Below are 12837 nucleotides of genomic sequence, written 5' to 3' on the forward strand. Positions count from 1 at the left end.
ATCTACTACTACAACAACAAACGGATAAAACAAAAACTGGCTGGTATGAGCCCTGTTCAATACAGGATTCATTCCAACCAGCTTGCGGCTTAATTTTTAGTTCAACTTTTGGGGTTCAGTACACTAGTGATGGGTTTGAGGTGCAAGTAAATTCAACCTGTATTACGTAGCCCTGCGGCAATTCCATTGATGGTCTGTAATACTTGTTCTAAGAGATAGGGATTCTCTGAACTGTCTTGATCCTGCCTTCGTAATTGTAATAAGTGAACTTGGATTAAACTCAGTGGGTCTACATAAGGATTTCGTAATACGATGGATTCTTGGATGACTGTATTTTGCTCTAAAAGCTCGGTTTGTTCGGTAATCGCTAAAATCTGTTGTTTGGTCAAGTCAAATTCATTTTGTATCAACTGATGGATTTGTCTGGCCTGTTTTTGATCTTGGGCAAGAGAAGTATATTGTTTCGCGATTACCATGTCAGCTTTGGAAAGTGCCATTTGCAGATTATTGATAAGTGTCGAGAAAAACGGCCATTTTTTATACATTTCTTGCAGAGTTGCAAGTCCAGCTTTGTTTTCCGTTAAATAGGTGGCGATTCCAGTCCCAGCCGCATACCAAGCTGGAAACAGGTATCTAGTCTGCGTCCATGAGAAAACCCAAGGGATGGCACGCAGATCGGAAAACTTTTGGCTGTTTTTCCTTTTTGTCGGCCGGGAACCGATTTTTAGCTCGCCGATCTCGGGTAAGGGCGTAGCCTCTTGGAAAAAAGGAATAAAAAATGGGTCATGGAACACCAACTGCTGGTAATGCTGCAAAGAGTGAGAGGAGATTATCTCCATTGTTTTCATCCACTCTGGGTTTATCTCTGTTTGTTCTTTATTTAAAGCAGCTGCGACGGAATGCAAGTAGGTAGAAGTTGCTTGCTCTAAACTTCGCAATGCAATTGGCTTCATCGCGTATCGGGAAGAAAGTACTTCACCTTGTTCGGTAATTTTCACCCCTCCGAGTACCGTATGAGGAGGGTTTGCCATAATGCTTTGATGGAGTGGCCCGCCGCCTCTACCAAGTGCTCCGCCCCTGCCGTGGAAAAACTTTACGTCTAGATTGTATTTTTTTGCTAAGCGCCACAATCGCTGCTGAGCACGGTATAATTCCCAGTTTGCACTGATCATCCCGCCATCTTTATTGCTGTCGGAGTAACCTAAAGTGATCTCTTGATATGCCCTTCCATTTGCAATTCCCGGTTTAAACATTGGATTTTGGAAGTATCTCTCCATGATTTCCTCTGCTCGATGCAGATCATCAATGGTCTCCAGCAGTGGCACAACATGCAGACGGGAGTCATATTGGTGACGATACAAGCCCACTTCTTTGGCCAGTAATACCACTTCTAGTAGATCGCTTGTCCCTTGTGTCATGCTGATGAGGTAGTTGGAAATACAGTTTTCCCCGAATTCTTCTTTTGCTTTGACTACAAGGCGGAACAGCTCTAATAGCTGTTTTGTATCTGCTGTGTAGTCCATGAAATGAGATGTAAGCGGCCTGGGATCTGTCAGTAAGTCTGTCAGCAATTTTATTTTTTTCTTCTCCGATAGGGTGGAGTAGCCACTTGTTATTTGCAGCGTTTCTAAAATTTCATCGATTGCTTTTTCGTGTTCCCCGCTATGTTGCCGCAGGTCAAGGGACAATAGATGAAATCCAAATATCTCCACTTGATGAATCAACTTATCAATCTCACTGATGGCAATTCCCACTGGTTGATGACTTTGTAAACTTGATTGAATCCGTTTTAAATCAGCTAAAAAAGCATCAGGGTTTTCATAAACTCCTGCATCTTTTTTCTGTAGTCTGGTATGTTTTAATCTAGCTAGCACATACGTGCATTTGATCCGATAAGGTTCTTCTTGGTTTCTCCAGACTCCTTTCGGAAGATCATCCGTGTTTACTTCTTCTCGATCTCTTGAAATGGAAGCTAGCAACTCATCCGATATTTTTACTCTCTCTGAAGAGTGACTCATATAAGGGAGCAAATCTTCCATCTTTTGCTCGTATTTACGAATTACCAAATCCCGCTGCATCACTAAAGTTTGCCAAGTGACTGCTGGAGTAACGGATGGATTTCCATCTCGATCTCCACCAATCCAAGAACCGAATCTAAGGAAGGATGGCACGTTCCATTTGTGTTCTGGATAATAGGTGTTTAAACACCGTTCGAGCTCTTGATGTACACGAGGAAGTACATCAAACAACGTTTGATCTATATAGTATAATCCGTTGCTCACTTCATCCAAAACGGTAGGTTTTCTTTTTCGTAGAGGGTCGGTTTGCCAAAGGGTACTGATCTCTGAAAAAAGCGTATGATAAAGTTCTCTGTGTTCTTCACTGTCTTCATCGATTTGATCGAGTTGTATCAGTTGATTTGCGATTCGGTTATGGATATGGAGTACGGATCGTCTCGCAGCTTCCGTGGGATGAGCAGTGATGATCAATTCTAATGATAAAAAGGAGAGAATTTGCTCCACTTCATCTGCTGATACGCCCGATTCATGCCAATTTTGAATCGTGCTTTCGATGGAAAATTGCTGGATTTCTCCTTCTTTGGAGCGGCGATGATATCGGTTGCGTCGCATACGATGGTTTTGTTCTGCAATATTTACCAATTGAAAATAAATAGAAAATGCCCGAATCACATCATAACGCATATCAGGCTCCAGCTGTTCAATTTCATGAATACAAGTCGCAAGTAATTCAGGATGGAATTCTGTTCTTAGTCGTTTGGTTAATTCCCTAATTCGCTCTACATGGTGAAACAACGCATCTCCACCGAGTTGTGTAAGCACATCACCGAGAATATTGCCGAGGAAACGTACATCTCTACGCACTAATGAGTTTTGCTTGTTCAGCATGTGAAAAGCTCCTTTCTTAAAAGGAAATCTATCTATTTTCTAACTGTTAAATTCATTTAGTCTGGAGAAGAAGTTGGTAACAAAGTCATAAAACAATTGTTCCGATGGTGGGAGTTGGCGATTTTTTGGAATCACAATTCCTACATTCCTCGTCAGATTTGGTACGTGAATAGGAACTTTTGCAGTACCTCTTGGAACATTATCGATCAAGGTGACCTCAGGAAGCAGGGTGACACCTAAACCTGTAGCTACTAGTCCCTTAATCGCATCAATGTCTTCTCCTTCAAAGGAAATATTGGGTGAAAAGCCTACTTTGGTACAGGCGTTGATCACGATGTCCCGCAAAATAAAACCAGTTGGAAACAAAACAAATGAATCGTTGCGTAAATCATCTAGATGGATAGATGCTGCATTTGACATGGGATGATCCATCGGTAAGAGAGCTACGATTTTTTCTAAAAAAAGAATTTTTCCTTCAATTTGTTTTTCGTCGGTAGGGATAGGGCCGAGAAATGCTAGATCGATTTCTCCTTTATTTACTGCATCGATTAAATGCAGGTAACTCCCTTGTCTTAATTGAAAGCCGATATGGGGATGTTGATCCCGAAATGCAGAGATGACCGTCGGTAAAGTATGTGCAGCTAAACTACTTGGAAATCCAATTCGTATGGTTCCTTTTTCCGGGTCTAAAAACTCGTCCATCTCTTGTTTCGCATTCGCGAGCGCTCTTACAGCTGACTTAGCGTGATGTAAAAATATTTTACCAATGGGTGTAATTCTTATATTTCTACCTTCGCGGATAAACAGTTGAACACCGAGTTCTGCTTCTAGATTCGCAATTTGCCTGCTGACAGCAGATTGTGCTACATGTAAGGCTAAGGCAGCATCCGTCATATGTTCACGTTCTGCTACCTCGATAAAGTATTGAATCTGCCTTAACTCCATACTAAAACCTCTTTCTTTTCAAATCCATCTCATTTTGCGATCATTTCTATCTTAAATATATATTGTTTGCATCGATTTGAAAATATAAGATATGTATAAAATTTATAGAAAATAATTCTAATTTGAGATAGGTTGACATCTTTGATAAAGGAGAGGGAAGCATGCTGTATCTTCAGAAACAAGGGCTATATGACCCACAAAACGAACATGATGCGTGTGGAGTAGGGTTTATTGCGCATTTAAAAGGTCAAGCAACACATGAAATGGTGGAGCAAGGAATTCATATGTTGACAAAACTACACCATCGAGGCGGAGTAAACGATGGTACAGGTGATGGTGCAGGGATTTTATTGCAAATTCCGCATCTTTTTTTTCAGTATGAATTCCCATCTTTACCAAAAGTGGGCCAATATGGAGTCGGGATGATCTTTTTCCCCCAAGAGGAAATCGAGCGGAACAAATGGGAGAAAAAACTAGAATCTTTGATAGAACAGGAAGGGCAGGAAGTAATCGGTTGGAGAGATGTGCCAACTGATCCCTCTACCTTAAGTACGATAGCCCGAGAGAGTGCCCCTGTCATTCGACAAGTAGTCATTGGTTGTGAAGATGGAATAGATCAGTTAACATTCGAAAGAAAATTATATGTGATTCGGAAACAATATGAGAAGTTGGTAAATAACGATGTTTATGTTGTCAGTTTATCAAGCAGGACGATTGTATACAAAGGATTGCTGACAGCATTTCAGTTAGGTTCTTTCTATTTAGATTTACAAGCTGAAAATTTTACATCGGCCTTTTCTATGGTACACAACCGTTTTAGCACCAATACCTTTCCGAGTTGGAAGCGTTCCCACCCCTATCGTTATCTCCTGCATAACGGGGAAATCAATACATTACGAGGTAATGTAAACTGGATGTTTGCTCGGGAAAAAGCATTTGCCTCCGATTTGTTTGGAGATGACCTAGAGAAAGTGTTGCCAGTGTTAGATATGGATGGAACAGATTCTGCTATATTGGATAATTGTTTTGAGTTCTTAGTATTATCGGGACGTTCTCTCGCTCATGCTGCAATGATGATGATTCCGGAAGCTTGGGAGAAAAATGAGGAAATCGTTGATCCAGTTCGTGCTTTTTACGAATATCATAGCAGTGTTATGGAACCCTGGGATGGACCAACAGCAATTGCTTTTACAGACGGTACACAGATCGGGGCGATTTTAGATCGAAATGGACTTCGTCCAGGAAGGTACTGTGTAACGAAAGACGACTACATTGTGTTTTCTTCGGAAGTTGGTGTGATGAACATCCCTGAAGAAAACATTCGGTATAAAAAACGTTTACGTGCTGGTCAAACACTATTGGTAGATTTAGCAGAAGGCCGAATTATAGGAAACAAAGAGTTAAAAGAACAAGTAGCGAATCAACACCCCTATCGAGACTGGTTAACACAAAATCTTATTTCACTAAAAGATATTCCTGCTCGAAAGGTAACCCCGAAGTTGGACAAAGACACCTTGTTTATCATGCAGAAAACAAATGCTTACACATGGGAAGAACTGCATAAAAGTTTGCTGCCGATGGTGACAGAAGGAAAAGATCCGATTGGTTCAATGGGAAGTGATACCCCCTTAGCTGTTTTATCGGAACGCCCACAACTTTTATATAACTACTTTAAACAATCTTTTGCCCAAGTGACGAACCCTCCGATTGATGCGATTCGAGAAGCTTCGGTTACTTCTACGACGTCCTTATTAGGCGCCGAAGGCAACTTGTTGGAACCGCATTCGCGTGATTGTCAAAAAATTCGGCTAGAAACGCCCATTTTGTCTGATGTTCAGCTGGGGCAGATTGCTAATCAGTCCTATTCTGCTTTTCGAGCAGAAACTATCCCCATGCTTTTTTCCGCCACTGATTTAAAATTGGAAGAAGCGATGGAAGAGATATTTGCGATGGCAGATCAGGCAATCGAAGATGGAAAATCTCTGTTGATACTCTCCGATCGCCAAATGAACGAAAAAATGGCTCCTATTCCCTCATTGCTTGCGGTAAGTGGTTTGCATCATCATTTGGTTCGAAGTGGTACAAGAACAAAAGTAAGCATTATCGCCGAAACCTCAGAAGCCCGAGATGTGCATCAATTATCCATGCTGATCAGTTACGGAGTGGATGCTGTCAATCCGTATCTTGTGTTTGCAACACTTGAGCAAGCGATTGAAGAAGGGTCTATTAAAGGAATGGGATTAAAGGAAGCTGTGGGTCGCTATATTCAGGCAGCTACAGAAGGAATTGTAAAAGTGATGTCTAAAATGGGGATTTCTACGGTCCAAAGTTATCGAGGTGCGCAAATTTTTGAGGCAGTAGGGATCGATGAGCAAGTACTCGATTATTATTTCACTCGTACACCTTCTCAATTAGGAGGGATTAATCTCGGAGTGATCGCCAAAGAAACAGTTCTTCGTCATACAAAGGCTTATGAATCTTTGGCATTACAAATGAGAGATTTAGAAGCAGGCAGTGATTTTCAGTGGAGAAGAACAGGAGAGATTCATGCTTTTGCGCCCCAGACGATCCACACTCTCCAGCAGGCATGCCGGAAAAATGACTATACCTTATTTAAAAAATATACAGAGATGGCAAATAAGGAACAACTCATCTTTTTGCGTCATTTATTGGATTTTAACTCTTCGCTGCCAAGTGTGCCATTAGAAGAAGTCGAACCAGTAGAATCGATTGTCAAACGATTCAAAACAGGTGCGATGTCATTTGGAGCGTTAAGTCAAGAGGCACATGAAACATTGGCCATTGCGATGAACCGTCTCGGTGGAAAAAGTAATAGTGGGGAAGGAGGAGAACATCCTTCCCGGCATACGATCGATGAAAATGGTGATTCCCGATCGAGCAGCATTAAGCAAGTAGCATCAGGAAGATTTGGTGTTTCAAGTGATTACTTGGTTCATGCCAAAGAGATTCAAATCAAAATGGCACAAGGTGCAAAACCGGGAGAAGGCGGACAGTTGCCAGGTTCTAAGGTTTATCCTTGGATTGCGAAAGTGAGAAATTCTACACCTGGAGTAGGACTTATCTCCCCGCCTCCACACCATGATATTTATTCCATCGAAGATTTAGCGGAATTGATCTACGATCTCAAAAATGCAAATCGCGATGCTCGAATAAGTGTCAAACTAGTAGCGAAAGCTGGAGTAGGTACGATTGCAACCGGTGTTGCTAAAGCGATGGCTGATGTCATCGTGATCAGTGGTCATGATGGCGGTACGGGTGCCTCTCCGAAAACGAGCATGAAGCATGCCGGCTTACCATGGGAATTGGGACTAGCGGAAACTCACCAAACCTTATTGTTAAATAATTTACGCGATCGGGTAATTTTGGAGACAGATGGAAAATTGATGACAGGCCGCGATGTCGTGATGGCCGCAGTCCTTGGGGCAGAAGAATTTGGCTTCTCTACTGCACCGCTTGTTGTTATGGGTTGTATCATGATGCGCGCATGTCATTTAGATACTTGTCCAGTTGGGATAGCTACCCAAAACCCAGAATTGCGGGGACGGTTTGCAGGAGACGCTGATCATGTTGTTCATTTCATGCGGTTTATCGCACAAGAAGTACGGGAAATCATGGCTTCACTCGGTTTTCGTACCCTTGATGAAATGGTAGGGAGAACAGATATATTGACTGCTGGACTTCGCCATCAGCAGCATTGGAAAGCAAAATACCTAGATTTATCCACATTGCTTTACCGTCCAGCAACAGATGCAAAAGTGGGCAGCTATTATCAGAAATTAAGGGATCATCAGCTGGAAACCACACTAGATATCAAAACGTTGCTTCCTTTAAGTGCAAGTGCTCTGCAAGAGGGTCGAGCAGTCCATGCAGTGCTGCCAATAACCAATACCAATCGGGTTGTCGGGAGTATTCTCGGCAGTGAAGTGACGAAGAAATATGGAGGTAAAGGGCTCCCTGATCATACGATAAAATTTCATTTTCAAGGCTCAGCAGGGGTGAGTTTTGGGGCGTTTGTACCAAAAGGTATTACTTTATCACTGGAAGGTGATGCCAACGATTACATTGGTAAAGGGCTTTCTGGAGGAAAAGTGATCGTTTATCCATCTCGAAAAGCGACTTTTGCTTCGCAAGATAATGTTATCGTCGGAAATGCGGCCTTTTATGGAGCGACATCAGGAGAAGCATATATCAGTGGGATAGCAGGTGAACGTTTTGCCGTTCGCAATAGCGGTGTTCATGCCGTTGTCGAAGGGGTCGGTGATCACGGCTGTGAATACATGACAGGCGGACGGGTTGTGGTCCTTGGATCGATCGGAAAAAACTTCGCAGCTGGTATGTCTGGTGGAATCGCCTATGTATTTGCGGAAGATATAAAAAGCTTAAGCCGAAATTGCAATCGTGAAATGGTCTTATTAGAGTCGGTTGCGACAGAGCAAGAGCGGATAGAAGTAAAACAATTGATTCAAAAGCATGCACAATACACCAGAAGCCAGCAAGCAAAACAAATTTTAAATAATTGGGAGATGATTTCAGAAAGATTAATTCGCATTATCCCTAAAGAGTATAAGCAAATTTTAGAGAGAGAAACAAACAAAAAAATGGAGATAGTAACCCTTATTCCACAAGCTTCTTCATTTAACTAAAGAGGAGGGAAGACAATTGTTAACCATTAAAAGAGAAGATCCCAAAGCGAAAAATCCATTGGAACGCCAGCAGAATTGGGGAGAATATTATCTTCCCTTCTCCGAAGAGAAACTAAGAGCCCAAGGATCAAGATGTATGGATTGTGGAACCCCCTTTTGTTCCACTGGCGCATTTGTCAGCGGAAGCTATGGCTGTCCCTTGTTTAACCATATTCCCGAGTGGAATGAGTTAGTGGCAAAAGGAAAATGGAAAGAAGCACTAAATCGTCTGATGATGACGAACAATTTTCCTGAGTTTACAGGCCGTGCTTGTCCTGCTCCGTGTGAAGGTTCTTGTACGGTAGCTCTTCATGATTCCGCGGTAGCGATCAAAAGTATCGAACAAGCGATTATCGATAAAGGCTTTGAAGAAGGATGGGTGGTTCCACAGCCGCCATCGAGACGTACGGGGAAACGTGTGGCAATTGTTGGTTCGGGTCCAGCAGGTTTAGCAGCTGCTGACCAACTCAATAAAGCAGGTCATCTCATTACTGTTGTGGAAAAAGCGGATCGGATCGGTGGTTTGCTGATGTATGGTATTCCAAATATGAAATTAGAAAAACATGTGGTCCAGCGTCGTGTCGATTTGTTGGCACAAGAAGGAGTCCAGTTTGTTACCAATACCGAACTAGGAAAAGATGTGACACTCCAGCAGCTTCAAGCAGATTTTGATGCGGTTATTCTCTGCACTGGTGCTCAAGTTCCGAGAAAATTAGAAATAGAAGGAGCAACTGCCAGAGGTGTGCATGTCGCAATGGATTATCTCACACAGTCTACCAAACATATTTTAGATGAGCGTTCGCTTACTATTTCTGCAAAGGACAAAGACGTTATTGTCATCGGAGGAGGAGATACTGGAGCAGACTGTGTTGCCACAGCATTGCGTCAAGGATGCAAAAGTGTCGTACAGTTTGGCAAACATGCCCAACTTCCGCAAGAACGAGCAGAAGATAATCCATGGCCTCAGTTCCCTTATGTTTTCACCTTAGATTATGCGTATGAAGAAGCAAAAGCCAAGTTTGATATTGATCCTCGGAGGTACTCGATCATTACGAAAAAGATTGTCCGGGATTCAGCAGGTCAGGTAAAAGAGGTGCATACCGTTGAAGCGAGAGTAATCAAGAAGAGCAGTGGGCAAGTTTATGTCAGGGAACTTGCTGGTACGGAAAAAGTTTGGCCTGCTGACCTCATTCTTGTAGCGATTGGATATGCAGGAGCAGATGAGAAGTTAATGGATCAACTTGGTGTAGTACATGAAAATCAACTTGCAAAAGCGGAATATGGGGATTATAGAACCAACATCGATGGCGTTTTTGCTGCTGGAGATATGAGAAGAGGACAGAGTTTGATCGTATGGGCAATTCATGAAGGTCGAGAAGCAGCGCGTGAGTGTGATAAATATTTAATGGGAGCTTCTCAGTTGCCTTAGGGATTATAGTAGGAAATGGAAATTGAAATAGAAGATAAAGGGGCACCCCAGACTATGTCGACAGTCTGGGGTGTTTGTGCTCTATCCCCTGAGAAGGGATTTTATCGCTTCCAAGTGCCTGCTCCTCGTGTGAGCAGAGACCATACCTTGACAGGAAGCAGGAGAATGGTGTGGATAGCTCCATACATTACCGTGAAGTGCAATGCGGTAGCCATCGACATTCCTTTGATGTCTCGAACTGCCAAGTAGGTGATCATCGCTCGAATGAGGATCATCAGCGCGAGCGCCAGCCCGCTTCCTGTATTACCACATACCATCCATTCGACGAGGCAGAGGACGGAAGTGATTAGGAACAGGAAGGGGAAGATCATTCGATTCACACCAGCCAGCAGCGGGTACCATCCAGCCTTGTAAGCGGATCGGAGCGTCATAGCGCAGTCCCGGTACTTGTCCCGATTCCAGCGTGCCTGTTGGATCAAATAGCCAGAAAGCGTTACGGGGACATTGGTGGTGACGACAGCTTGATCATTGTAGGCGATAGGATACCCCATCTGGGTACAGCGGTTGGTGAGGTACAAATCATCGCCGTTTTTACACAACTTGCCCTTGTACCGCTGGTTCTGGTAGTCCTCCCACACCTCTTCGAGGAAGGCAGTAGAGTAGAAAGAAGCTGGACCAGGCACCAGCCAGACGTATCCGAAAATGCTCTCGGACGCACGCTCAACGGATGTGCCCAGCATGTAGCGGATTACCAACAGCCGAGTCATCCAGCTGGCAGCAGGGTTGGAAACACCCATGTTGCCACAGACTCCCATCACACCATCAGCCATTTTGGCGAGGAATTGCCGGATGATGTGCTTGTTGGGAAGACAGTCACTGTCGACGAAGTAGATGTAAGAGCAAGCCATTTTGGCAAGCTGGAAGGCACGATCTTGTGCTCTGCGCTTTCCTTCATTGGGATGTCCAGTGATGACTGTCCAGTTAGGAAGATTGGCGTATTCTGAAAGTAGCTTCTCGAATTTTTCCCGTTTCTCTTCCTGCCCTACTCCCCTGAAAGAGCCGTCGTTAACGACGTAAATTTCTAAGAAGGTCTTGCGGATAACGGAGCTTTTTGATCCTCTCCAGTGTCTTCCGAAAATTGTAGAGTTTCTCGTTGAAGACAGGAACAATAACTCCCACTTTAGGCAGCTCTGTGGTTGAACCATGAGGTGTTTCCTTTTCGGTTGCTTTACGGTAATACTCCTGTGTGAATCGATGCTGGTATACAGCATGCACCAAGCTTCCTGTGATGTACAAGAATGCAAGCACTTGGGCAAGCATCGTGTTTCCCATCTATTAGAGGACGAGGGCAATATGATCAGTGAGATTTACACTAATCGGTACCCTCATTATATGGCTTGCATAAAGGCTGGTAAATATTTATTGAAAAATTAAACATGCAAAATCAATTGTGCTATCGAGAAATAAATGATCAATCCAGTACCATCAACCAATGTGGAGATCAATGGACCAGAGACGACCGCTGGATCGATTTTTAAGCGGTGCAATAATAAAGGTAAAAAGGCGGAGACAAGGGATGACCACAAAACGATTGCTAATGCAGATAAAGAGACGACATATCCGATATTTAACTCTACATGCAGCAATAATGCACGGACATATGCGACAATCCCAAGACACACACCGAGCAGTACTCCTGTGAGAAGTTCTTTTTTTATTACACGAAATACATCTTTAAAGGCTACTTCCCCAACTCCGAGTGCTCGCACCAGTGTACTGACAATCTGTGAACCTGTATTTCCACCTGTACCGATTAATAATGGGATAAAGAAAGATAATGCAACTACTTGGTTTACTGCATTCTGATAGTGGGAGAGTACATTGGAAGTATAAGCACCACCAATAAATAACACGAGTAACCAGATGATTCGTTTGTTGAATAACTGGAGACTGCTTGTTTTAAAGTAGGTATCTTCTAACGGCTGGCTACCTCCTAATTTTTGGAAATCTTCTGTTGCTTCTTCTTGAATGACATCAAATACATCATCGACGGTGATAATTCCGACTAGTCTTCGTTCGTGGTTGATGACTGGCAGCGCGATCAGATCATAGCGGGATAAGATGATAGCTGCTTCTTCTTGTTCCATTTCAGCAGGGACACAAACTACATCTTCTGTCACGATGTTTTCTAATTTCGTATCAGGTGAGGCGAAAATCAGTTCTTTTAAAGAGACAACACCTACCAAAATTCCGCGGGTATCGGTGACGTAAATATAGGAAACGAGCTCTGCCTCATGACCCACTTTGCGAATATGCTGTAATGTCTGCTCTATATTCCAATATGTCCTCGCAGAGATAAAATCAACTGTCATCAAACTTCCCGCAGTATTTTCTGGGTAGGTCATCAGTTGATTGATTTTTCTTCGATAGTCCAAAGGAAGCAGGTCGAGTAAACGTTCTGCTTGGAGAGGGTGGATGGCAAGCAGCATATCGACTACGGTGTCACTGGACATTTGTTTAAACAGAGGTGTGGAAAAGGATATCGGTAAGTGTTGCAAAATATGATATTGCAACTCAGGTTCCAAATATTCTATGGTCTCCGCAGCTAGTGGGATGGAGATCAGAGGTAGAAGCTGTAGGCGTTCTTCATGTTCTAATCCTTTGATTACTTCGGCGATGTCATAAGGTTGTAAGGGATTCAGTAATTCATATACATCTGTAGATTCGTCTTTTAGGTTTATGCGGATTTGATCTTGTAACAGTGTATAATTCAAACCTAAATCCCTCCAAGTGAAAAAGTCGGTCTTAGTATGTTCATCTTGGGCAAGTGGTATAAATGTGTGTTTATCACATG

7 protein-coding genes are annotated in these 12837 nt (G+C 43.0%); 3 read left to right on the top strand and 4 right to left on the bottom strand.

All coding sequences use genetic code 11. The features are described 5' to 3' along the window. On the top strand, nt 1–93 hold the full coding sequence (locus MK805_RS04980; RefSeq protein WP_420833056.1) for an IS3 family transposase: 93 nt from the start codon (nt 1–3) through the stop codon (nt 91–93). Between the two features lie 59 nt (nt 94–152). On the opposite strand, the gene ppc is transcribed toward MK805_RS04980, so the two are convergent. Both ppc and gltC read right to left on the bottom strand, forming a co-directional pair. Continuing rightward, nucleotides 153–2906 carry a phosphoenolpyruvate carboxylase gene (ppc, locus tag MK805_RS04985; protein ID WP_240874338.1) on the bottom strand — a complete coding sequence of 918 codons (2754 nt, stop codon included), beginning with the start codon at nt 2904–2906 and terminating at the stop codon, nt 153–155. A gap of 39 nt (nt 2907–2945) precedes the next feature. After that, on the bottom strand, nt 2946–3851 hold the full coding sequence (gene gltC, locus MK805_RS04990) for a glutamate biosynthesis transcriptional regulator GltC (protein ID WP_240874340.1): 906 nt from the start codon (nt 3849–3851) through the stop codon (nt 2946–2948). Between the two features lie 161 nt (nt 3852–4012). Between gltC and gltB the strand changes: the two genes are divergently transcribed. Further along, nucleotides 4013–8515 carry a glutamate synthase large subunit gene (gene gltB / locus MK805_RS04995; RefSeq protein ID WP_240874341.1) on the top strand — a complete coding sequence of 1501 codons (4503 nt, stop codon included), beginning with the start codon at nt 4013–4015 and terminating at the stop codon, nt 8513–8515. A 16-nt stretch (nt 8516–8531) separates the two neighbouring features. Beyond that, the gene (locus MK805_RS05000) at nt 8532–9983 is read left to right on the top strand and encodes a glutamate synthase subunit beta (RefSeq protein WP_240874342.1); all 1452 of its coding nucleotides are present in this window, start codon (nt 8532–8534) and stop codon (nt 9981–9983) included. 101 nt (nt 9984–10084) lie between these two features. Here the strand turns inward: MK805_RS05000 and MK805_RS05005 are convergent, their stop codons facing one another. Continuing rightward, nucleotides 10085–11188, bottom strand: coding sequence for a glycosyltransferase (locus tag MK805_RS05005; protein WP_240874345.1), 1104 nt, complete (start codon nt 11186–11188; stop codon nt 10085–10087). A gap of 225 nt (nt 11189–11413) precedes the next feature. After that, a complete protein-coding gene (gene mgtE, locus MK805_RS05010) occupies nt 11414–12757 on the bottom strand; it encodes a magnesium transporter (RefSeq protein ID WP_240874351.1) in 1344 nt (447 codons plus the stop codon). Nucleotides 12758–12837 lie beyond the last annotated feature (80 nt).

The sequence above is a fragment of the Shimazuella soli genome, assembly GCF_022511585.1.
GTDB lineage: Bacteria > Bacillota > Bacilli > Thermoactinomycetales > Thermoactinomycetaceae > Shimazuella > Shimazuella soli.

What these genes read in the sequence shown, in the direction of transcription:
- ppc (WP_240874338.1), bottom strand. Translation starts at nt 2,906, where the DNA reads ATGCTGAACAAGCAAAACTCATTAGTGCGTAGAGATGTACGTTTCCTC.
- gltC (WP_240874340.1), bottom strand. Translation starts at nt 3,851, where the DNA reads ATGGAGTTAAGGCAGATTCAATACTTTATCGAGGTAGCAGAACGTGAA.
- gltB (WP_240874341.1), top strand. Translation starts at nt 4,013, where the DNA reads ATGCTGTATCTTCAGAAACAAGGGCTATATGACCCACAAAACGAACAT.
- MK805_RS05005 (WP_240874345.1), bottom strand. Translation starts at nt 11,188, where the DNA reads ATGGTTCAACCACAGAGCTGCCTAAAGTGGGAGTTATTGTTCCTGTCT.